Below are 20,628 nucleotides of genomic sequence, written 5' to 3'. Positions count from 1 at the left end.
CGGGCGACCACGACGGCCGGACGGCGACCACGACGGCCGGACGGCAACCCCGGCGGACGGGCGAGGGGCCCGGCGGACGGCCGGGCCCCTCGCTGTCGGGCGCCGTGCGACGGCTACGCCTTGCGGGCCCGGGTGGCCTTCTTCGCCGGGGCGGCCTTCTTCGCGGCGGCCGCCGCCGTCTTCGCCGGGGCGGCACTCCGCTTGGCCGCGGCCGTCTTGGCGGTGGCCGCCTTCCTGGCCGGGGCCTTCTTCGCCGCGGTCCGCGCCGGGGGCGCACCCGCGTCGGAGACCCGGTCGGCGCCGAGGATGTCCCGCAGGAACTTGCCGGTGTGGCTCGCCCCGACCGAGGCGACCTGCTCCGGCGTGCCCTCGGCCACGACCAGTCCGCCGCCGTAGCCGCCTTCCGGACCCATGTCGATGACCCAGTCCGCGGTCTTGACGACATCCAGGTTGTGCTCGATGACGATCACCGAGTTGCCCTTGTCCACCAGCCCCGACAGCACCTTGATCAGCTTCGAGATGTCCTCGAAGTGCAGGCCGGTCGTCGGCTCGTCCAGGACGTACACCGTCCGGCCCGTCGAGCGCTTCTGGAGTTCCGAGGCCAGCTTCACGCGCTGCGCCTCGCCGCCCGACAGGGTCGGCGCCGACTGGCCGAGGCGGACGTAGCCCAGCCCCACCTCGTTCAGCGTCCGCAGGTGGCGCGCGATGGTCGGCACCGCCTCGAAGAAGTCCAGCGCCTCCTCGATCGGCATGTTCAGGACCTCGGCGATGGACTTGCCCTTGTAGTGGACCTCCAGCGTCTCCCGGTTGTACCGGTCGCCATGGCAGACCTCGCAGGGGACGTAGACGTCCGGCAGGAAGTTCATCTCGATCTTGATCGTGCCGTCGCCGGAGCAGTTCTCGCACCGGCCCCCCTTCACGTTGAAGGAGAAGCGGCCCGGCAGGTAGCCGCGCACCTTCGCCTCCATGGTCTCCGCGAAGAGCCGGCGCACGTGGTCGAAGACGCCCGTGTACGTCGCCGGGTTGGACCGGGGCGTCCGGCCGATCGGCGACTGGTCGACGTGGACCACCTTGTCGACCAGGTCGTCCCCGTCGACCCGGGTGTGGCGGCCGGGCACCGAGCGGGCGCCGTTGAGCTCGCGCGCCAGGTGCGTGTAGAGGATGTCGTTGACCAGCGTCGACTTTCCGGACCCGGAGACGCCGGTGACCGCGGTGAGCACGCCCAGCGGGAAGGACACGTCGATGTCCCGCAGGTTGTTCTCCTTGGCCCCGTGGACGGTCAGCTTCCGCTCACCGTTCACGGGCCTGCGCACGTCCGGGATGGCGATGGACCGCTTGCCCGAGAGGTACTGGCCGGTCATCGACTCGGTGTTCTTCAGCAGCTCCTTCAGCGAACCGCTGTGCACCACCTTGCCGCCGTGCTCGCCGGCGCCCGGGCCGATGTCCACGATCCAGTCGGCGACCTTGATGGTGTCCTCGTCGTGCTCGACCACGATGAGCGTGTTGCCCATGTCCCGCAGCCGGACCAGGGTCTCGATCAGCCGGTGGTTGTCCCGCTGGTGCAGGCCGATGGAGGGCTCGTCGAGGACGTAGAGCACGCCGACCAGGCCGGAGCCGATCTGCGTGGCCAGCCGGATGCGCTGGGCCTCCCCGCCCGAGAGGGTGCCGGCGGCGCGGTTGAGGGAGAGGTAGTCCAGGCCGACGTCCACGAGGAACCGCAGTCGTTCGTTGACCTCCTTGAGCACCCGCTCGGCGATCTTCTTGTCACGGGCGTCCAGGCGCATGCGCCCCAGGAAGTCCGCGCACTCGCTGATCGACATCGCGGCCACCTCGGCGATGGACTTCTCCATCACCGTCACCGCGAGGACGATCGGCTTCAGCCGGGTGCCCTGGCAGGTGGGGCAGGGCACCTCGCGCATGTAGCCCTCGAAGCGCTCGCGGCTGGCGTCGCTCTCCGACTCCGAGTGGCGCCGCTTGACGAAGGGCACGGCGCCCTCGAAGGCGGTCGTGTAGGCCCGCTCACGGCCGTACCGGTTGCGGTAGCGGACCTCGATCTGCGTCTTGTGCCCGTAGAGCAGGGCCTTCTTCGCCCGCAGGGGCAGCCCGGCCCACGGGATGTCGGTGCGGAAGCCCAGTTCGCCCGCGAGCGCACCGATCAGCCGCTGGAAGTAGTCCTTGGTGTGGCCGAGCGACCACGGGGAGACCGCGCCCTCGTCGAGGGACTTCTCCTCGTCGGGAATGATCAGGTCCGGGTCCACCTCCATGCGCGTGCCGATGCCGGTGCACTCGGGGCAGGCGCCGAAGGGCGAGTTGAAGGAGAAGGAGCGCGGCTCCAGCTCCTCGAAGGACAGGTCGTCGTACGGGCAGTAGAGGTGCTCGGAGAACATCCGCTCACGCTCGGGGTCGTCCTCGGCGAGGTCGACGAAGTCCAGGATGACCATGCCGCCGGAGAGGCCGAGGGCGGTCTCCACCGAGTCGGTGAGCCGGCGCTTGGCGCTGTCCTTGACCGTGAGGCGGTCGATGACCACCTCGATGGTGTGCTTCTCCTGCTTCTTCAGCGTCGGCGGCTCGGAGAGCTGGACGGTCTCGCCGTCCACCCGGGCCCGGCTGTAGCCCTTGGTCTGCAGGTCGGCGAAGAGGTCGACGAACTCCCCCTTGCGCTCGCGCACCAGCGGCGAGAGCACCTGGAAGCGGCTCCCCTCGGGGAGGGCGAGCACCTTGTCCACGATGGCCTGCGGCGACTGGCGCGAGATGGGGCGGCTGCACTCGGGGCAGTGCGGCTTGCCGATGCGGGCGAACAGCAGGCGGAGGTAGTCGTAGACCTCGGTGATGGTGCCCACGGTCGAGCGCGGGTTGCGCGAGGTCGACTTCTGGTCGATCGAGACGGCCGGGGAGAGGCCCTCGATGAAGTCGACGTCGGGCTTGTCCATCTGCCCGAGGAACTGGCGGGCGTACGACGAGAGCGACTCGACGTAGCGGCGCTGGCCCTCGGCGAAGATCGTGTCGAAGGCCAGGGAGGACTTGCCCGACCCGGAGAGTCCGGTGAAGACGATGAGTGAGTCGCGGGGCAGGTCGAGCGAGACGTTCTTCAGGTTGTGCTCGCGAGCGCCACGAACGATGAGACGGTCGGTCACGCCGGTCCGCACCTTTCTTGAGAGAGCGGGGGCACGGGCCCCCGTCCCAGGGTATGGGGGGCGCCGCTGCAATGGTCTGGGTCGATGGACTTCCGAGCGTATAGCACGCACATTCGAATTACGGCACTCCGCGGACGGCTTCACCCGATCGTGTGGCCGAAGGCCCCGCGCACTAGGCTCGGAGCCATGACTGATCATGTGCACGACCTGCGATCGGTACGTGAGGCCACGGACCGACTGCTGACCGCTGTCGGAAAACTGGACAACGCCGCCCTGGCCGGGGAGTCACACCTTCCCGGCTGGAGCCGCGGGCACGTCCTGGCGCACCTCGCACGCAATGCGGACGCGCTCGTCAACGTCTTCGAGGGCCGCCCCATGTACGCGAGCGCCGCCGCGCGCGACGCGGACATCGCCCGGGACGCCGGGCGGCCTCTTGAAGAACACCTGGCGGACCTCCGTGATTCCGGGGCCCGCTTTTCCGCCACCACCGAGCAGGACCAGGACTGGTCCCGCACGGTCGAGCTGCGCAACGGGGTCACCGACCTGGCCTCGAACGTGCCCTTCCGCCGCTGGGTCGAGGTCGCCCTGCACCACGTCGACCTGGACATCGGCTACGGGCTCGGCGACCTGCCCCGGGAGTTCACGGAGCGCGAGACCACCTTCCTCGCCGACCGGTGGTCCGGGCGCCCGGAGGTCCCGCCGGTGACCCTGCGGGCGCACGGCTCCGAGCGGGTCTGGCACACCGGCGGCTCCGAGGGCGCCCCGGTCGTCCTCGCCGGCAGCCCGGAGGACCTGCTCGGCTGGCTGGCCGGCCGCGGCCGCAAGGGCGCCGGCCTCACGGTCGAGGCGGGCGACGGACTGCCCGTCCTCCCCCCGCTCTGAGGGGCGTCCCGGCGATCGGCCGGGCCGACCGGCACCACCACCCCCAGCGGCCCCGACACCCTTAGGATCACAGACATGACGTACAGCGGAGCGGTCAAGGTCGGCGGTCCGGCCGACGTGCACGAACTCGCGGACCTGATGATTTCCAAGGTCGCGGTGGGCTCGATGAACAACAACGCCTACCTGCTGCGCTGCCGGGCCACCGGCAAGCAGCTGCTGATCGACGCGGCGGCGGACGCGGACGCGCTGCTGGCCCTGATCGGGGACGACGGCATCGAGTCGGTCGTCACCACCCACCGGCACGGCGACCACTGGGGCGCCCTGCAGGACGTGGTCGAGGCCACGGGCGCGACCACCTACGCGGGCGAGCACGACGCCGAGGGCATCCCGGTCAAGACCGACGTGCCGGTCGCCGACGGGGACACCGTGCGCGTGGGCCGGGTCGAGCTGACCGCGCGCCACCTGGTCGGCCACACGCCCGGCTCGATCGCCCTGGTCTACGACGACCCGCACGGGCACCCGCACGTGTTCACCGGGGACTGCCTGTTCCCGGGCGGCGTGGGGAACACCTGGGGCGACCCGGAGGCCTTCGCCTCGCTGGTCGACGACGTCCAGCACAAGCTCTTCGAGCAGCTGCCGGACGAGGCCTGGGTGTACCCCGGCCACGGCAACGACACCAGCATCGGCGCCGAGCGGCCGCACCTGGCCGAATGGCGCGAGCGCGGCTGGTAGCACGGGGACCGCGCCCCGCACCGCGTCAACGCGCGGTGCGCGGTGCACTCCTTCCGGTCATGGCGGCGCAAACGCACCTCCTGACAGCCGGGGAACGGGTATTTGCTGCTCCATGCACCAAGATCCTTCCCCGGCCCCGGTCCTCTCCCGGGCCCCGGGCCGCCCCGCCCCCGCTCCGCCCGGGATGCTGCGCCTCGCCTCGGCCTCGCTCGCCGGGACCGCCATCGAGTTCTACGACTTCTTCGTCTACGGAACGGCCGCCGCCCTCGTGCTCGGCCCGCTCTTCTTCCCCTCCTTCTCCCCGCTCGCCGGGACCCTCGCCGCTTTCGGCACTTTCGGCGTGGGCTTCCTCGCCCGCCCGCTGGGCTCGGCCCTCTTCGGCCACATCGGCGACCGCCACGGGCGGCGCCCGGTCCTGCTGGGCTCGCTGCTGCTGACCGGTCTGGCCACGGTCGCCGTCGGCTGCGTGCCGACGTACGCCGCGATCGGTACGGCCGCGCCGGCCCTGCTGCTCCTGCTGCGCTTCCTCCAGGGGCTGGGCCTCGGCGGCGAATGGGGCGGGGCGGTGCTGCTGACCGCCGAGCACGCCCCCGAGCGGCGCCGCGGACTGTGGTCGAGCTTTCCGCAGATCGGCCCGTCGGTGGGGTTCCTGCTGGCCAACGGCATCGTCCTCGCCCTGTCCGCCGCGCTGAGCGACGCCCAGTTCCGCTCCTGGGGCTGGCGGGTCCCGTTCTGGGCGGCGGGGCTGCTGGCCCTCGCCGGGCTGTGGCTGCGCCGCTCGGTGGAGGAGACCCCCCCGTTCCGCGCGCTGGCCGGCGCCGGCCGCCGGGCCGAGGCCCCGCTGGCCGAAGTGGTGCGCGGCCACTGGCGGCTGCTCCTGCTGACCGGCGGGGCGCTCGCGGTGGGGTACGCGGTGTTCTACGCGGTCACCACCTGGTCCCTCGCGTACGCCACCGAGCGCCTCGGGCTGGGCCGCACGGTGGTCCTGGCCTGCGTCATGGGCGCGGTCGCCCTGAAGGGGCTGGTGACCCCGCTGGTGGCGGTGCTGGGTGACCGCCACGGCAGGCGGCCGCTGTGCCTGGCCGGCTGCACGGCCTGCGCGGTGTGGATGTTCCCGCTGGTGGCGCTGCTGAGCACGGGCGATCCCGTGCTGATGACGCTGGGCTTCGTCGGGGCGCTGCTGGGCATGGTGACGATGTTCGCGGTGGTGGGTGCGTACCTGCCGGAGCTCTACCCCGCGCGGATCCGCTGCACGGGCGCGGCCGTGGGCTACAACCTGGGCGGCGTGCTGGGCGGGGCGCTGACCCCGGTCGTGGCGACGGCGCTGGCGGCGGGTTCCGGCCCGCCGTGGAGCGTGGCCGGGTACCTGACGGCGGTGGCGCTGTGCAGCCTGGGCTGTTTCGCGCTGCTCCCCGAGACGAACCCGCGGATCGTGCGCCGGCGGCCGGGTCCCGGGGCGGGTACGGCAACGGCCGCGGACGCCGGAGCGGGGGCGGCCGCGGAGGCCGCCCCCGCCCGGGGGGTGTCCGGGTGAGCGTCCCGTCAGGCGTCGATGCTCTCGGGGCGCTCGTCGGCGGCCTCGGCCGCCGCCTGCTTCTTGGAGGCGACGAGACTGGTGATCGTGGTGATCACCAGGACGCCGCAGATGACGCCGAGGGAGACCGGGATGGAGATCACCGGGACGTGCACCCCGGACTCGTGGAGGGCGTGCAGCACCAGCTTGACGCCGATGAAGCCGAGGATGATCGAGAGGCCGTAGCTGAGGTGGACCAGCTTCTTGAGCAGGCCGCCGATGAGGAAGTACAGCTGGCGCAGGCCCATCAGCGCGAAGGCGTTGGCGGTGAAGACGATGTACGGGTCCTGGGTGAGGCCGAAGATCGCGGGGATCGAGTCCAGGGCGAACAGCACGTCGGTGGTGCCGATGGCCAGCATGACCACCATCAGCGGGGTCAGGACGCGCTTGCCGTTGCTCCGGATGAAGAGCTTGGTGCCGTGGTACCGGTCGGCGACGCCGAACTTCTTCTCGACGGACTTCAGGAGGCGGTTCTCCTCGAACTCCTCGTCGTCCTCGTCCTTGCGGGCCTCCTGGATCAGCTTCCAGGCGGTGTAGATCAGGAAGGCGCCGAAGAGGTAGAAGACCCAGGAGAAGCTGGCGATGATGGCCGCGCCGGCCGCGATGAAGATCGCGCGCAGTACCAGGGCGATGAGCACGCCCACCAGCAGGACGCGCTGCTGGAGGTGGGAGGGCACCGCGAACTTCGCCATGATCAGGACGAAGACGAAGAGGTTGTCGACGCTCAGGGACTTCTCGGTGATGAAGCCGGCGAAGAACTCCTGGGAGGCCTGGCCGTTGCCGAAGAACCACAGGCCGAGGCCGAAGAGTCCGGCGAGGGCGATCCAGACGACCGTCCAGGTGCCCGCTTCCTTGATCGATACGTCGTGGGGTTTGCGGCCGATGAAGAAATCGGCGCCGATGAGGAGGGACAGACCGAGAATGGTCAGCGCCCACAGGGTCCAGGAAACTTCCACGGTAAACACGCCTCCGGCGGATGGCTCAGCACATCGTCAGCGTCATCGCTGCCGGAGGTCTCTTCCACCCGGGCGGCCTGGAGGCCGTGGGCCGACGCCCCGGGACCGGGTGCGTGTCGTAGCACCGCAAGGGTCCGTATTGACGGGAACGCCGTAGCAGGAAAGCAGGAATACTCCCCTCCGCACGACACAGCCTACCCGGGGAAGGCCCGTTGGGTAAAGGGAATGCCAAGGACTGGTCAGCGGCAGGTCATCCGGCTGCCGCCGACCGTCCCGGTCAGCGGCGCCGTCGGGCCTGCGCGATCCGCTCCAGGGCCTGCTCCAGGACCCGGCTGCCCTGCGGGGGCAGATCCGGCTCGAAGGTCCAGGCGTGGCCGACCCAGGGGTCGGCGAGATGGTTGTCCGGGACCGGGGACAGCCGCATCAGCGAGCGCCACAGCGGGTCCAGCAGCGGCCCGTACGCCGAGGCCTCGTCGCGGTCCGCGACCATCAGGAGGTGCACGCCGACCGCCGCGCCCTCGTCGGCCAGGTAGCGCAGTCGGGTGACGGCCCGGTCGTCGAACCCGTGCGGGAAGTCGTGCACGATCAGCAGCTGCTCGGCCGTGTCCACGTCCGGCGGCAGGTCCTCGGGGGCGCCGGCCCGCAGCGCCATCTGGACGAGGTCCACCCGGCGGGTCAGCGCCGCCAGGGTCTGGGTGACCCCGGCGGCCCCGGCGGCGGGCGGCCCGGCCAGCACCCCGGCGCGTACCAGCGGCGCCAGGGAGGCGGCCCCCGCTCCGGCGGCGTCGATCACATGGACGGAGAACCGGTCGCCGGGATGGACGGCCAGCAGCCGTACCGCGAGCGCGACGGCCATGTCCATGGCGGCCCGGCGCAGCCGGTCGGTGTCCATGGTCATCGCGGCCTCGGAGCCGGTGCGCCCGTTGTCGATCCACAGGCCGCGCTCCAGCGGCACCCGGACCAGCATCGGGATGCGCAGGGCGGGCCGCTCGGGCAGGTGCAGGTCGCCCAGCCGCACGGCGAGCGGCCCCTCCTCGGGGATCCGGTGGCCGTGCCAGACGGGATTGTCCCAGCGGGCGTACGAGGCCGGCAGCGCGGGCTCGACCACCCCGCATTCGGCGGTCAGCTGGGCGAGGTCCCGGTCGAGGACGGCCTGGGCCTGTCCGACGAGTTCGTCGCGCCGGGCCCGGGCGGTGTCACGGGCCGCATGGCCGGAGCCGCCCAGGCGGTGGCGCGGGTCGGACAGCGCCTCGTCGAGCTCGCGGTCCCTGCGGGAGTCGGCGAACTCCACGGCGCTGCGGTAGGCGGCGACCGAGCGGGCCATGTCCTCGAACATGCCCCACACCTGGTTGTAGAGCCGCTCCTCCATGGACCAGCCGGAGGCGTCCCCGGCGACGGGCACCGGGGGTCGGCCGGGCTCCGGCGCCGGAGCGGCCGGCGCGGGCTCGGGCGGCTCGGTGCTGGTGCGGCGGCGGCGCGGGTGCGCGTAGCTGATGGTGGGCGGGGATCCGGCGCCCTCGCCGGCGGGACCGGGCGCCCCGGGGTACGGGGCCGCGGGGACGGGCAGCGGGTCCGGCGGGACGGGCGGGGCCACGGGGGCGGCCGCTGCGTCCTGCGGGGCGCGCAGCCCGTGCGGGACGGTGGGTGCGGCGCCCGTGGGCAGCGCTGCGAGGGTGAGGTCCCCGGACGGCGTGAGCCCGGTGGCGGTGGCGGCGAGTTCGGCGGCGGCCGGGGCGGGCAGGCCCGCGTCCGCGAGCAGTGCGGACAGGCCGCCGGCGTAGCCCTGTCCCACGGCGCGGACCTTCCAGGCGCCCTGGCGCCGGTACAGCTCCAGGGCTATCACCGCGGTCTCGGCTTCCAGCCCGGTCAGGGTGTAGCCGGCCAGCTCGGCGCCGTCCGGGCCGGCCACGGACACGTACGAGGCGGCGACCTCGCCGAAGCGTGCCGGGCCGCCGGGCGGCAGGACGAGCAGCACCCCGACCCGGTGCACGGCCGCCTCGACCGCGTCGAGGTCGACGGCGATCCGGTGCTGCCGGGCCACCGCCTCCGGCACCTGGAGGCCCGGCAGCTGCCGGGCGCCGGGATGGGCCACCGCGGCCGGGCCGGGAAGCCGGCCGTCGTCGTCGAAGGCCGAGGCCAGGGCGAGCACGGGCGTGCCCGCCGAGACCCTGACCTCCACCCTGCTGTGGGACACGGGGTGGTTCTGCCCCCGGACCAGTTCGGCCGTCATCGTGCAGCCCTCCCCCGTGCTTTCTTCTCTTGTTCCGTACGTCCTACAGGTGCGGCAGGATCGACGGCATCAGGTCCTGGAACGTCCGGCCGTTGGCCGGGTTGCCGAGGGCCGTCATCTGCCAGCCCGCACCGGCACGGTGCACCTTCGCCATGATCTGCGCCGTGTACTGGCCGCCGCCGTCGAGGGTGTAGCGGGCCAGTTCCTGGCCGTTGGTCTCGTCGACGATGCGGCAGAACGCGTTCTGCACCTCCTGGAACGTCTGGCCGGTGAAGGAGTTCACCGTGAAGACGATCTGGTCGATGTGCACCGGCACGCGCTGCAGGTCGACGAGGATCGACTCGTCGTCCCCGCCCTGGCCCGCGCCTCCGACGAGGTTGTCGCCGGTGTGCCGGACCGAGCCGTCGTCGCTCTGCAGGTGCCGGAAGAACACGACGTCCACGGGCTGCTTGTCGGCGAACAGCACCGCCGAGGCGTCCAGGTCGATCTCACGGGTCCGCGAACCGAACAGCCCGCGGCGCTTCGCGGCCTGCCAGCCGAGGCCCATCCGGACCGCGGTCAGCGTCCCCCCGTCCGCCTTCTGCAGACTGATGGCCTGACCCTTGGTCATGTTGACCGTCACGTACTGTCCCCTCTCCATAGCCCGCCCCTGTTAACGGGCGCGCAGCATGTACCTGCGGCTGAGGCACAACCCTACTGACCCGGTTCCGGTCAGGCGAGGCCCGCTTCCTTCATCTGTCGCAGCTCCTTCTTGAGCTCGCCCACCTCGTCGCGGATCCGGGCCGCCACCTCGAACTGCAACTCGGCGGCAGCGCCGCGCATCCGCTCGGTCATCTGCTCGATGAGCGCGGCCAGTTCCGCGGCGGGCCGGTCGGTGAGCACCTCGGCGGCGGCTGCACCCCTGGCACCCTTGGCGCCCTTCGCACCCTTGCCCGCGGCCGCCTTGCCGCCCAGCGCGGGGACCGGGGCCTTCGCGGCCTTGCCGTCCTTGCCCTGCCGGTAACCGGTGCCGAGCAGCTGCTCGGTGTCGAGTTCCTCGCGGGCGATGGTGGCCACGATGTCGTTGATCTTCTTGCGCAGCGGCTGCGGATCGATCCCGTTGGCCGTGTTGTAGGCGACCTGCTTCTCGCGGCGCCGGTTCGTCTCCTCGATGGCCTTCTCCATCGCCGGCGTCATCTTGTCCGCGTACATGTGGACCTCGCCCGACACGTTGCGCGCCGCGCGGCCGATGGTCTGGATCAGCGAGGTCCCGGAACGCAGGAAGCCCTCCTTGTCGGCGTCGAGGATCGCCACCAGGGACACCTCGGGCAGGTCGAGGCCCTCGCGCAGCAGGTTGATGCCGACCAGGACGTCGTACTCGCCGGCCCGCAGCTCGCGCAGCAGCTCGATGCGGCGCAGCGTGTCCACGTCGCTGTGCAGGTAGCGGACCTGGATGCCGAGTTCGAGGAAGTAGTCCGTGAGGTCCTCGGCCATCTTCTTGGTGAGGGTGGTGACCAGGACCCGCTCGTCCTTCTCCACCCGCCGGCGGATCTCGTGCACCAGGTCGTCGATCTGGCCCTCGGTGGGCTTGACGACGACCTCGGGGTCGATGAGGCCGGTGGGGCGGATGATCTGCTCGACGAAGCCGTCGCCGCGCGAGAGCTCGTACTTGCCGGGGGTGGCCGAGAGGTAGACGGTCTGGCCGATCCGCTCCTGGAACTCCTCCCACTTCAGCGGCCGGTTGTCGAGCGCCGACGGCAGCCGGAATCCGTGGTCGACCAGGGTCCGCTTGCGCGAGGCGTCGCCCTCGTACATGGCGCCGATCTGCGGCACGGTGACGTGCGACTCGTCGATGACCAGGAGGAAGTCCTCGGGGAAGTAGTCGATGAGCGTGTTGGGCGCGGAGCCCCGCTCGCGGTCGTCCATGTGCAGCGAGTAGTTCTCGATGCCGGAGCAGGACCCGATCTGGCGCATCATCTCCAGGTCGTAGGTGGTGCGCATGCGCAGCCGCTGGGCCTCCAGCATCTTGCCCTGCTTCTCCAGCTCCGCGAGGCGCTCGGCCAGCTCGGCCTCGATGCCGCGGACCGCCTTCTCCATCCGCTCGGGACCGGCGACGTAGTGGCTGGCCGGGAAGACGTACAGCTCGCGGTCGTCGCTGATCACCTCGCCGGTCAGCGGGTGCAGGGTGGAGAGGGCCTCGATCTCGTCGCCGAACATCTCGATGCGGACGGCCAGTTCCTCGTAGACCGGGAAGATCTCGATGGTGTCGCCGCGCACCCGGAAGGTGCCCCGGGTGAAGGCCACGTCGTTGCGCGTGTACTGGATGTCGACGAAGCGGCGCAGCAGCTGGTCCCGGTCGACCTCGTCGCCGATCTTGAGCGAGACCATCCGGTCCACGTACTCCTGCGGGGTGCCGAGGCCGTAGATGCAGGACACCGAGGCGACGACGATCACATCGCGCCGGGTGAGCAGCGAGTTCGTCGCGGAGTGCCGCAGCCGCTCCACCTCCTCGTTGATCGAGGAGTCCTTCTCGATGTAGGTGTCCGACTGCGGTACGTAGGCCTCGGGCTGGTAGTAGTCGTAGTACGAGACGAAGTACTCGACGGCGTTGTTCGGCAGCAGCTCACGGAACTCGTTCGCCAGCTGGGCGGCGAGGGTCTTGTTGGGCGCCATGACCAGGGTGGGCCGCTGGAGCTTCTCGATCATCCAGGCGGTGGTCGCCGACTTGCCGGTGCCGGTCGCACCGAGCAGGACGACATCCTTCTCACCTGCACGGATGCGCTTCTCCAGCTCGGCGATGGCCGCCGGCTGGTCGCCGCTGGGCTGGTAGGGGCTGACGACCTCGAAAGGCGCCACCGTGCGTTCGATCTTCGATACGGGCCGCATGCCTCCACCGTACGACCCCCCACTGACACTCACGCGCGCCGACGGCCCCCGCGCCGGGTCCGGCGGGTCGCGCCCCCGTGGACCGGGCCGGGCGGATCTCATTCGTTCTGGTCCGTTTGTCGTAGTTCGGTGGCGGCCCGGTGATCTTCAACCCCATGATCGCGGTGCAGGCTCCCCGGTGAGGTGCCCCGCCGCAACGTCTGTCGTTCCGCACATGCCTGACGCAGGACCAGGGCTCACGACCCGAGGAGAACGCACATGTACGTCGTCCGACCCGCCGCAGCGGCAGCCGCCGCCTTCACCGCCCTGCTGGGCTTCACCTGCACCGTGCTCGGCTCCACAGCCGCCTCCGCCTCCGCCGGGGGCCCGCTGGACGGGCTGTCGGGACCCGTCGTGTACGCCCACCGGGGAGCCTCGGCGTACGCCCCGGAGAACACCCTTGCCTCGATCGACCTCGCCGTGCGGCTGGGCTTCCGCTGGGTGGAGAACGACGTCCAGCGCACCCGGGACGGCGAACTGGTCGTGATCCACGACGACACCCTGGCCCGGACCACGAACGTGGAGCAGCTGTTCCCGGACCGCTCCCCCTGGAAGGTCAAGGACTTCACGGCCGCGGAGATCGCCCGGCTGGATGCGGGCAGCTGGTTCGGAGCGGAGTTCGCCGGGGCCCGGGTGCCGACCCTGCGCCAGTACATGGTCCGCGTGCAGCGCAACCAGCAGCGGCTGCTCCTGGAGATCAAGAAGCCGGAGCTCTACCCCGGGATCGAGAAGCAGACCCTGGAACTGCTGCAGGAGACCGGCTGGCTCGACGAGCGCCACGTCTCCCAGCGGCTGGTCGTCCAGAGCTTCAGCGCCGACAGCGTACGCATCGTGCACCAGCTGCGCCCGGACCTGGTGACGGCCTTCCTGGGCACGCCGAAGGTGGCGGACCTCCCCCGGTACGCGCAGTTCACCGACCGGATCAACCCGTGGCACACCACGATCACGGCGGAGTGGGTCGCCGCGGTGCACGGCCTGCTGGGGGCGCACGGCAGGGCCATGGAGGTGGACACCTGGATCGTGGACGACGCGACGACCGCCCGGAAGGTCGCCGGGATGGGCGTGGACGGGATCATCACCAATGCGCCCGACGTGGTCCAGGAGGCCGTCGGCGGCTTCTGACGGCCCCGCGGCGCGGCCCCGGCAGCCCACCGGCAGCCCCGGCCGGGGCGGGGGCTGCCGGTGGGGGCGGGGGCCGGGCCGGGCCGGCCGGGCCTGTCGGTGGGGGGTCGTACGGTGGACGCGTGGACAGCACCGAGCGGCCCCGCGGGCCGCACCTCGAATGGACCGTCGTCCCCAGCGGCATCGGCCCCCTGCTCCTGGCCGCGACCCCCGAGGGACTGGTCCAGGTGGGCTTCCACGCCGGGCCGGACCGGGTCGACTCCCTGATCGGCGCGCTCGTCTCGCGGCTCGGCGCCGACGCCCGGCGCCCCGAGCCGGGCCAGGAGGTGCTGCTGGCCGAGCCCGTGCGCCAGCTGGCCGCCTACTTCGCCGGGTCGCTGCGCCGCTTCGAGCTCCCGCTGGACTGGCGGCTCAGCTCCGGCTTCAACCGGCAGGTGCTCCGGGAACTGGACCGCTCCGTGCCGTACGGGGCGGTCGTCGGCTACGGCGAGCTGGCCGCCCGTGTCGGCCGGCCCGGCGCGGCCCAGGCGGTGGGCAGCGCCATGGGGTCGAACCCGCTGCCCCTGGTCGTGGCCTGCCACCGGGTCGTGGAGAACGACGGCGGGATCGGCGGGTTCGGCGGCGGGGTCGAGACCAAGCGGATCCTGCTCGCCCTGGAGGGCGTCCTCCCGCAACCGCTGTTCTGACCCGGCGGCCGCCGCCCTGACCCGCCCGCCGCCGCCCTGACCCGCTCGCCGCCGTCCCGGCCGCGAGCCGCCGTCCCGGTCGCCGCCAACCGCCGTCCCGGCCCGCGAGCCGCCGCCCCGGTCCGCCGCCGGGGCGGCGGCGCCCCCCGGCGCCCGCTCCGGGCCCGTGACCGCCGGGTATCGCCCTGCGGCGGGGGGTGGGAAACTGCCGCGGTGACCACTGCCGCTGCCGTCCCAGACCCTGCCGCCGCCCCCCGCACCGCGTCCGACCGCGCCGCCGCCCGCTCCTGTCCGGGGTGGGCCGCGTGAGCGCCTCGCCGGCCACCGGCCGCCGCCCGGCGGCGGAGATATCCGCCGACGACCTGCCCCGGCTGCGGAGGCGTACCTCCGCGGTACTGATCGCGAGCCAGATCCTCGGCGGGCTCGGCGTGCCCATCAGCATCGCCCTGGCCCCGGTGCTGGCGACGGAGGTCAGCGGCACCGAGGCCGTGTCGGGGTTCGCTTCCACCGCCGCGGTGATCGGCACCGCCGTGGTCTCGCTCCCGCTCGCCGCCCTGATGACCGCCCGCGGGCGCCGGCCGGGGCTGGTGCTGGCCTACGCGATCGGCGCGGCGGGCGCCTGCCTGGTGGTGCTGGCCGCCACGATCGGGAACTTCCCGCTGCTGCTGCTCGGCATGGCCGCCTTCGGCGCCGCCTCCTCCGCGAACCTGCAGTCCCGGTTCGCCGCCGCCGACCTCGCGGCCCCGGACCGCCGGGCCCGGGCGATCTCGCTGGTGGTGTGGGCCTCGACCATCGGCGCGGTGCTCGGACCCAACCTGTCCGCCCCGGCCAGCCGGAGCTTCGCCGGCACCTCGATCCCCCAGACGGCCGGCCCCTTCGTCTGGGCCGGGGCCGTCTTCCTGCTGACCGGCACGCTGATCGCGGTATTCCTGCGGCCGGATCCCCTGCTGACCGCCCGGGCCCTCGCCGCCCCCGCGGACCGGGCCCGTGAGGGACGGTCGCTGCGGGCCGGGTTCGCCGCCGTCAAGGCGTCCCCGCGGGCCCGGCTCGCCCTGCTGACCGTCGCGGTGACCCACACCACCATGGTCTCGATCATGGTCATGACCCCGATGGACCTCGGCCACCACGGGGCCGGGCTGGAGCTCGTCGGCCTGGTGATCAGCGGTCACATCGCCGGGATGTTCGCCTTCTCCCCGCTGATGGGGTGGCTTGCGGACCGCCTGGGCCGGCTGTCCGTCATCGGCCTCGCCGCCGGGCTGCTGTCCGTCGCCGCCCTGCTCGCCGGCACCGCCGGGCCGAACCACGGCCAGACCGCGGCCGGCCTGTTCCTGCTCGGCCTGGGCTGGTCCGCCGGGATGGTGTCCGGTTCGGCGCTGCTGACCGATTCGGTGCCGCAGCCCGCGCGGGCAGCCGTCCAGGGCCTCGGCGACCTGACCATGAACACCGCGGCCGGACTGGGCGGCGCGTCCGCGGGGCTGGTCATGTCCCAGGCGGGCTACGGGTGGCTGAACGCCATCGGGGCCGCGCTGCTGCTGCCGATGGCGGCGCTCGCGCTGTTCACCTCGCGCCGCCACCCGGCGCCCGCGCAGCCCGCTCCCGCGCCGGACGCGCCGGACGCTGCCGCGCCGGCGGCCCCCGCCTCGTCTTCCGCTTCCGTTTCCCCCTCCGCTTCCCCGTCCCCGTCCCCTTCCCCGTCCCCGTCCCCGTCCGTGGACGGTGTCACGGACAGGTGAGGTGGTAGGCCTTGCGGAGGGTCTCGTGCACGGTCCAGGTGGTCCGGTCGCCCTCCCTGAGGACGCAGGCGGAACCGGGGCCGACCTCCAGGGTCGCGCCCCCCTCGACCTCGATGGTGGCCCGCCCGCTGACCACCACGAACAGTTCGTCGGCCTCGGTGTCGGTGACCACTCCCGGGGTGATCTGCCAGATCCCGCGGACCTGCCTCCCGTCCGGGGACTCCCACAGCACCTTGCCCGTCACCACCGGCTCGCCGGCGACCACCTGCGCCGGATCGAGCTCCTCCACCTCCAGTTCGGCGTCCGGGACCGCCATGACGGAGACGGCGAAGGAGGGGGCGGCGGCGCTGCGGTCACGGGTGCTCATGAGCCGCACCCTAGTCCGCGCCGCCCGCCCGGCGCGGTGGCCACAACGTCCAGCGGTGCCGGTCCGCACGGGGCACCCTGTCCAGCCCGGGCCACGCCGCGGCCGTCGCGCGGCGGGTTCCGGGTGGCGGGGGCCGGGCGGCGGGTTCCGGACAGGCCGGGGCGGGTGGGGCGGAGGGGAGTTTGGCGACCGGGATCCCGTGCCATGGATGGGGACATGTCACAGCACACAGCAACCGGTTCCCGGTCCGGCGGTCCCGTCGTCCTGTCGGAGGAGGTCCGCGAGGCACTGGACCGGCGGCAGCCCGTCGTGGCCCTGGAGTCGACGATCCTCACGCACGGCTTGCCCCGGCCCCGCAACCTGGCGGTGGGCGAGGAACTGGAGGCCCTGGTCCGGGCGGAGGGCGCCGTCCCGGCCACCGTCGCGGTGCTGGACGGGGTCCCGTACGCCGGGCTCGACAAGGCCCGGCTGGAGCGGATCGCGGGCGGCGAGGGCGTGCGCAAGCTCGGCCACCGGGACCTGGCCCCCGCCCTGGCGGCAGGGGCGACCGGGGCGACCACGGTCTCCGCGACGGCCTTCCTGGCGGCGCGGGCCGGGCTGCGGGTCTTCGCCACGGGCGGGCTGGGCGGGGTGCACCGGGAGTGGGCGCAGACCCAGGACGAGTCGGCGGACCTGGCGCTCCTGGCCCGGACGCGGATCACGGTGGTGTGCGCCGGGGTGAAGTCCATCCTGGACGTGCCGGCCACCCTCCAGCGGCTGGAGACGCTGGGGGTGGGGGTGCTGGGGTACCGCACGCGCCGGTTCCCGGGCTTCTACCTGGCGGACTCCGGGGAGCCGGTGGACTGGACCGTGGAGCACCCCGAGGAGGTGGCGGCGGTGATGTCCGCCCAGGACGCGCTCGGCGGACCGGAGTCGGCGCTGCTGGTGGCCAATCCGGTGGCCCGTTCCGAACAGCTCGATCCGGCCCTCCACGACCGCGTGCTGGCGCAGGCCCTCGCGGCCTGCCGGGAGCAGGGGGTCACCGGGCAGGCGGTGACCCCGTTCCTGCTGGGGTTCCTGGTGCGGGCGACGGAGGGGGCCTCGCTGGAGGCGAACCTGGCGGCCGTACGGGGGAACGTGCGGCTCGGGGCCCGGATCGCGGGGGCCTGGGCGGCTCGGGCATGACCGCGGCGGGGGCGCTGCTGGTCGTCGGCGACGTGGTGACGGACGTGGTGGCGGTGCACCAGGAGCCACTGGCCCCGGCCACCGACACCCCCGCCCGCATCCGGACCCTGCCGGGCGGCGCGGGGGCGAACGCGGCCTGCTGGGCGGCCCGTACGGGGACTGCGGAGGTGCGCCTCCTCGCCCGGGTGGGCACCGGCTCCGCGCAGTGGCACGAGCAGGCGCTGGCGGCTGCGGGGGTGCAGCCGCGGCTGGTGCTCGACGCCCAGGAGCCCACCGGGACGGTGGTGGCGCTGGTCGGCCGGGACGCGGAGCGGACCTTCCTGACCGACAGCGGGGCCGCCCTGCGGCTCTCCCCCGCCGACTGGGCGCCCGAACTGCTGGACGGCGCCGCCCACCTGCACCTCTCCGGCTACCTGTTCTTCGCCGACAGCAGCAGGGAGCTGGCCCTGCTCGCGCTGCGGGCCGCCCGGGCCCGGGGGGTGCCGGTGAGCGTGGACCCCGCCTCGGCCGGGTTCCTGCGCGTGCTGGGCCCCCGGCGCTTCCTCGACTGCGTCGCGGGGGCGGAGGTCCTGCTGCCCAACGAGGAGGAGGCGCGGCTGCTGGCCGGGCTGCCGGAGCGGGCGGGGGTGCGGCGGGCGGCGGCGGAGCTGAGCCTGCGGGTGCCGCTGGTGGTGGTGACCCGGGGCGCGGCCGGGGCGCTGGTCGCCGAGGCGGGCGGGGTGACGGCCGAGGTCGCCGCGGAGCCGGCCGTGGCGGTGGACTCCACCGGCGCCGGGGACGCCTTCACCGGCGGGTTCCTCGCGGCGAGGCTGGCGGGAGCGGCCCCGGCGGCCGCGGCCCGTGCGGGCTGCCGGGCGGCGGCTTCGGCGGTCGCCCGGCTGGGCGGCAGGCCGTAGGAGGCCTCCGGCCGGGCGGGGGGCCTCCGGCCGGGCGGGCCGTTCCCGGCGGGCGGGTTCAGGTGCGGATGCCGGTCCACGCCGGGTGGCGCGGGTCGTCGGCGCGGACCACCGCGTCGGCGGTCGCGGCGGGGTCGGTCTCGGCCTCGTAGCGGGCGAAGGCGGGCAGCGTCCAGCGGGCGGACTCCTCGGTGCGGCGGGCGAGGGCCGCGGGCGAGAGCCGGACGTGGACGCAGAGGTCGAAGGGGAACCAGTGCCCCATCAGCAGCGGGCCGTGCACGAGCAGGACGCCGCCGGGCGGGAGCGGGGCGTAGGGGCTGCGGGTGGCGCGGTCGGTCACCGGGTCCCACAGGTCGGGCAGCACCCGCCCGGTGCCGCCGGGGTCCGTCGGGCCGAACACCTCGCGCCAGAGCGCGGCGGTGTCGTACCAGCCGCCGAGGTAGGACTCCACGTCCTCGCGGCCGAACTCGTAGCGCAGGGAGGCCGGGCGCAGGAAGCCCTCGGCCGGGACCACCAGGACCGCCCGGCCCCGTCGCCGGAGTTCCTCCGCGAGGTGTCCCGCGAGCACCCCGGTGTCGGCGGCGGGCGCGCCGTCGATGCCGGCCCGCTGCCAGACGGCCTCCCCGTCGGCGGGCCGGTGGTCGTCGAGGTGGCCGGCGAGCCGCTCGGCCATCCGCTGCCAGGTGATCGCTTCCAGGTGCACCCGCCCATTGTCAGTGGTGGCGCCTAGCTTTTCCCCTGAGGGACCGCCGGCGGACACGGGCCGGCGGCCCGGCTTTCGGGGAGGGGTCGGTCATGGCTCGGGAGACGACGTACCTGGAGCTGTCGCAGGACGGCGGCGGCGCGCACAAGTTCTACGAGGTGACGGTGGACGGCACCGCCGTCTCCGTCCGGTACGGGCGCATCGGCGCGGACGGCGCGGTGCAGAGCTCCTCCTTCCCGTCCGCCGAGAAGGCCCGGGCCGCCGCCGCGAAGAAGGTCGGGGAGAAGATCCGCAAGGGGTACGCTCCCGCGGTGCGCGGCGGGCGTGCGGCGCGGTCGGTGACCCGCCGCCAGGTCACGGCGGCCCCGTCGACGGCCCGCGCGGTGGCCCCCGTGCTGTGGCGCTTTCGCACCGGTTCCTCGGCTTTCGGGATCCACGTGGACGAGGACCGCTGCTGGGTCGGCAACCAGGCGGGCGACGTGTACACCCTGAGCCACGGCGGTGAGGTGCTGGCCCGCTACTCCCTGCCGGACGGGGTGAAATGCCTGGTGGCGGACGAGTTCTGGATCTATGCGGGCTGTGACGACGGCACGGTGTACGACCTGTCCTCGAAGGTGCCGTTCGGGGCCTACGACATCGCGCCGGACGTGGACATCTTCTGGCTCGACATCCACGAGGGCGTGCTGAACGTGTCGGACCGCAGCGGGGGGCTGACGGTCATCGACCACGAGGACGAGTTCCAGTGGTCGCGGCGCTCTCCAGGCTCCCAGGCCTGGATGGTGCGGGCGGACGCCGATGCGGTTTACCACGGGCACAGCGGCGGGGTCACGGCCTACGCACCGGACGGGGGCGGGGAGTTGTGGCACACGGCGACCGACGGCCCGGTGCTGTTCGGCTGGCAGGAGGAGCATGCGGTGTACGCGGGCACCGGGCGCAACACGGTGCAGCGGCTGTCGAAGGCGACGGGTGCGGTGGAGGCCGGCTACCGGTGCGACGCGGCCGTGTACGCGTGCGCGACCTCGCCGGACGGCCGGCACGTGTTCGCGGGCGACCTGGCCTCCTCGGTGTACTGCTTCGACGCCGACGGGCGGCGGCTGTGGAAGCTGGGCACCGGTGGCGGGGCCGCGCTGTCGATGCAGTACCTGGACGAGCGGCTGTACCTGGTGACGACGGACGGTTCGCTGGTCTGCGTGGACGCGAGCGAGGGGGCCATCGCGGCGGCCCAGCAGGGTTCGGTGCCGGCCGCGCTGGACGTGAAGTCGGCTGCGGCGCTGCCCGTGTTCACCCCGGCGGCCTCGGCCGCGGCGGTGGCGACGGTCTCGGTGGCCGCGGCGCCCGCCGGCGGCGTGGTGGTGGAGTGCGTGCAGCAGGGCGGCCGGCTGCGGGTGCAGGTGGTGTCGACCGGGTTCGAGCCGTCGTGGAACGTGCAGTTCCCGCTCGGGATCCGGGAGCCCGGCGCCCGGTACGTCGTGGACGGGCTGCACGCCGCGTCGGGCGGCTTCTACCGGGTGCGCGGGGAGATCCGCCGGCTGGTGTGAGCCGGTGC

The 20,628-nt window shown here is 73.3% G+C and carries 16 protein-coding genes; 9 read left to right on the top strand and 7 right to left on the bottom strand.

Annotated features, from left to right (window positions below):
- Positions 1-113 precede the first annotated feature (113 nt).
- Positions 114-3,146, bottom strand: a complete 3,033-nt coding sequence (uvrA, locus tag ACLJTM_RS25940) for an excinuclease ABC subunit UvrA (protein WP_411106126.1) — start codon at positions 3,144-3,146, stop codon at positions 114-116.
- A gap of 174 nt (positions 3,147-3,320) precedes the next feature.
- Here uvrA and ACLJTM_RS25935 point away from each other — a divergent pair, with 174 nt between their 5' ends.
- The 3 genes from ACLJTM_RS25935 (at position 3,321) to ACLJTM_RS25925 (ending at position 6,282) form a co-directional block, all read left to right on the top strand.
- Positions 3,321-4,016 carry a maleylpyruvate isomerase family mycothiol-dependent enzyme gene (locus ACLJTM_RS25935; protein ID WP_411106125.1) on the top strand — a complete coding sequence of 232 codons (696 nt, stop codon included), beginning with the start codon at positions 3,321-3,323 and terminating at the stop codon, positions 4,014-4,016.
- Between the two features lie 75 nt (positions 4,017-4,091).
- Complete coding sequence (locus ACLJTM_RS25930) at positions 4,092-4,748, top strand: MBL fold metallo-hydrolase (RefSeq protein WP_411106124.1); 657 nt, start codon at positions 4,092-4,094, stop codon at positions 4,746-4,748.
- 184 nt (positions 4,749-4,932) lie between these two features.
- Positions 4,933-6,282: an MFS transporter gene (locus ACLJTM_RS25925; RefSeq protein WP_411106262.1), complete on the top strand. Its 1,350-nt coding sequence runs from the start codon at positions 4,933-4,935 to the stop codon at positions 6,280-6,282.
- Between the two features lie 8 nt (positions 6,283-6,290).
- Here ACLJTM_RS25925 and ACLJTM_RS25920 read toward each other — a convergent pair whose 3' ends face one another.
- The 4 genes from ACLJTM_RS25920 to uvrB all read right to left on the bottom strand — a co-directional run bounded on the left by ACLJTM_RS25920 (position 6,291) and on the right by uvrB (position 12,372).
- A complete protein-coding gene (locus ACLJTM_RS25920; protein ID WP_411106123.1) occupies positions 6,291-7,277 on the bottom strand; it encodes a TerC family protein in 987 nt (328 codons plus the stop codon).
- A gap of 277 nt (positions 7,278-7,554) precedes the next feature.
- Complete coding sequence (locus ACLJTM_RS25915) at positions 7,555-9,507, bottom strand: TerD family protein (RefSeq protein WP_411106122.1); 1,953 nt, start codon at positions 9,505-9,507, stop codon at positions 7,555-7,557.
- Between the two features lie 43 nt (positions 9,508-9,550).
- On the bottom strand, positions 9,551-10,129 hold the full coding sequence (locus tag ACLJTM_RS25910; RefSeq protein WP_411106261.1) for a TerD family protein: 579 nt from the start codon (positions 10,127-10,129) through the stop codon (positions 9,551-9,553).
- An 89-nt stretch (positions 10,130-10,218) separates the two neighbouring features.
- Entirely contained in the window at positions 10,219-12,372 is a 2,154-nt protein-coding gene (uvrB, locus tag ACLJTM_RS25905) for an excinuclease ABC subunit UvrB (protein WP_411106121.1), read from the bottom strand.
- Positions 12,373-12,630: 258 nt separating this feature from the next.
- Between uvrB and ACLJTM_RS25900 the strand changes: the two genes are divergently transcribed.
- From ACLJTM_RS25900 to ACLJTM_RS25890, 3 genes are all read left to right on the top strand, one after another.
- Entirely contained in the window at positions 12,631-13,533 is a 903-nt protein-coding gene (locus ACLJTM_RS25900; protein ID WP_411106120.1) for a glycerophosphodiester phosphodiesterase, read from the top strand.
- Positions 13,534-13,655: 122 nt separating this feature from the next.
- Complete coding sequence (locus ACLJTM_RS25895) at positions 13,656-14,219, top strand: methylated-DNA--[protein]-cysteine S-methyltransferase (protein WP_411106119.1); 564 nt, start codon at positions 13,656-13,658, stop codon at positions 14,217-14,219.
- 305 nt (positions 14,220-14,524) lie between these two features.
- On the top strand, positions 14,525-15,952 hold the full coding sequence (locus ACLJTM_RS25890) for an MFS transporter (protein ID WP_411106118.1): 1,428 nt from the start codon (positions 14,525-14,527) through the stop codon (positions 15,950-15,952).
- Here ACLJTM_RS25890 and ACLJTM_RS25885 read toward each other — a convergent pair.
- Positions 15,939-16,319: a cupin domain-containing protein gene (locus ACLJTM_RS25885; RefSeq protein ID WP_411106117.1), complete on the bottom strand. Its 381-nt coding sequence runs from the start codon at positions 16,317-16,319 to the stop codon at positions 15,939-15,941. The genes ACLJTM_RS25890 and ACLJTM_RS25885 overlap by 14 nt on opposite strands.
- 216 nt (positions 16,320-16,535) lie before the next feature.
- Here ACLJTM_RS25885 and ACLJTM_RS25880 point away from each other — a divergent pair, with 216 nt between their 5' ends.
- Both ACLJTM_RS25880 and ACLJTM_RS25875 read left to right on the top strand, forming a co-directional pair.
- Complete coding sequence (locus tag ACLJTM_RS25880; protein ID WP_411106116.1) at positions 16,536-17,483, top strand: pseudouridine-5'-phosphate glycosidase; 948 nt, start codon at positions 16,536-16,538, stop codon at positions 17,481-17,483.
- Positions 17,480-18,379: a carbohydrate kinase family protein gene (locus ACLJTM_RS25875; RefSeq protein ID WP_411106115.1), complete on the top strand. Its 900-nt coding sequence runs from the start codon at positions 17,480-17,482 to the stop codon at positions 18,377-18,379. The genes ACLJTM_RS25880 and ACLJTM_RS25875 overlap by 4 nt, the downstream gene beginning before the upstream one ends.
- 58 nt (positions 18,380-18,437) lie before the next feature.
- Here ACLJTM_RS25875 and ACLJTM_RS25870 read toward each other — a convergent pair whose 3' ends face one another.
- Positions 18,438-19,082: a uridine kinase gene (locus ACLJTM_RS25870; RefSeq protein ID WP_411106114.1), complete on the bottom strand. Its 645-nt coding sequence runs from the start codon at positions 19,080-19,082 to the stop codon at positions 18,438-18,440.
- Between the two features lie 92 nt (positions 19,083-19,174).
- On the opposite strand from ACLJTM_RS25870, the gene ACLJTM_RS25865 reads away from it, so the two are divergent.
- Positions 19,175-20,620 (top strand): WGR domain-containing protein, encoded by a 1,446-nt coding sequence (locus ACLJTM_RS25865; protein ID WP_411106113.1) that lies wholly within the window; start codon positions 19,175-19,177, stop codon positions 20,618-20,620.
- Positions 20,621-20,628 lie beyond the last annotated feature (8 nt).

The sequence above is a fragment of the Streptomyces sp. cmx-4-9 genome (assembly GCF_046548835.1).
Lineage (GTDB): Bacteria > Actinomycetota > Actinomycetes > Streptomycetales > Streptomycetaceae > Streptomyces.
Note: the sequence above shows the minus strand (reverse complement) of the source record. Positions and strands in the feature narration are given on the sequence as shown.

Coding starts and splice junctions, on each gene's coding strand:
- ACLJTM_RS25935 (WP_411106125.1), top strand. CDS start 3,321: ATGACTGATCATGTGCACGACCTGCGATCGGTACGTGAGGCCACGGAC.
- ACLJTM_RS25930 (WP_411106124.1), top strand. CDS start 4,092: ATGACGTACAGCGGAGCGGTCAAGGTCGGCGGTCCGGCCGACGTGCAC.
- ACLJTM_RS25925 (WP_411106262.1), top strand. CDS start 4,933: ATGCTGCGCCTCGCCTCGGCCTCGCTCGCCGGGACCGCCATCGAGTTC.
- ACLJTM_RS25915 (WP_411106122.1), bottom strand. CDS start 9,507: ATGACGGCCGAACTGGTCCGGGGGCAGAACCACCCCGTGTCCCACAGC.
- uvrB (WP_411106121.1), bottom strand. CDS start 12,372: ATGCGGCCCGTATCGAAGATCGAACGCACGGTGGCGCCTTTCGAGGTC.
- ACLJTM_RS25900 (WP_411106120.1), top strand. CDS start 12,631: ATGTACGTCGTCCGACCCGCCGCAGCGGCAGCCGCCGCCTTCACCGCC.
- ACLJTM_RS25885 (WP_411106117.1), bottom strand. CDS start 16,319: ATGAGCACCCGTGACCGCAGCGCCGCCGCCCCCTCCTTCGCCGTCTCC.
- ACLJTM_RS25880 (WP_411106116.1), top strand. CDS start 16,536: ATGTCACAGCACACAGCAACCGGTTCCCGGTCCGGCGGTCCCGTCGTC.
- ACLJTM_RS25875 (WP_411106115.1), top strand. CDS start 17,480: ATGACCGCGGCGGGGGCGCTGCTGGTCGTCGGCGACGTGGTGACGGAC.
- ACLJTM_RS25865 (WP_411106113.1), top strand. CDS start 19,175: ATGGCTCGGGAGACGACGTACCTGGAGCTGTCGCAGGACGGCGGCGGC.